The sequence below is a fragment of the Streptomyces sp. WG5 genome, from assembly GCF_049974565.1.
Taxonomy (GTDB): Bacteria; Actinomycetota; Actinomycetes; order Streptomycetales; family Streptomycetaceae; genus Streptomyces.
In genome coordinates this window covers 1-524 of the sequence record NZ_JBNGGC010000201.1, presented here as the reverse complement: position 1 = coordinate 524, position 524 = coordinate 1, and the positions used below count along the sequence as shown (strand labels likewise).

Annotated in this window: 2 protein-coding genes; both read right to left on the bottom strand. The window is 65.1% G+C overall.

The genetic code is table 11. The features are described 5' to 3' along the window. Positions 1-230, bottom strand: a 230-nt coding sequence (locus tag ACP4IX_RS36620) for a hypothetical protein (protein WP_426559017.1), incomplete at its 3' end; no start/stop codon positions are given. After that, the coding region (locus ACP4IX_RS36615) for a hypothetical protein (protein WP_426559015.1) at positions 227-524 on the bottom strand (298 nt) is incomplete at its 5' end. The genes ACP4IX_RS36620 and ACP4IX_RS36615, both read right to left, overlap by 4 nt.

Sequence of the window (524 nt, the reverse complement as noted above, 5' to 3'; positions counted from 1 at the left end):
TCACGCCCGCGTGACTTCGCTTCGCGTTGTCTTTCCCCGGAAGCCTCTTTCTTGCTGCGTATCGCGGCCGGCACCGCCGGCACGGCGGGTGTGTCATCGTAGTTGGGTGTGACGACGACTGGCGTGACCGCCGATGAGCCGAGCGGCGTGGCCCCGGCGCGCTGCGAGCGAAACGCATCACGGGGCAGGGCAGGGCGGTTTGCGGGAGATGTCGGGTCGTGATCGCTCATGCTTCAGCGGCCGCCTGGTCCTGCGCCTGATTCTGGCTCGCGGCCAGCAACTCGCGCACCACCTGGTCGGCATTGTACCGCGCCTTACGGACCGATTCGTCCTTGTCGCTCATCTGGTAGAGCGTGCCATGCCCGCTGGTCATGGTCCGGTAGGTCACGCGCCGATAGAGCGCGTTCGAGCAGACCGGCACCTTCTCGGCATCGAGATAGGCAACAACCTCGCGCAGCGGCCGGGTGTTGCGATCGAGGCTATCATATTCATTGAACAGGACCCGGTGATGGCTCATTGGCAGG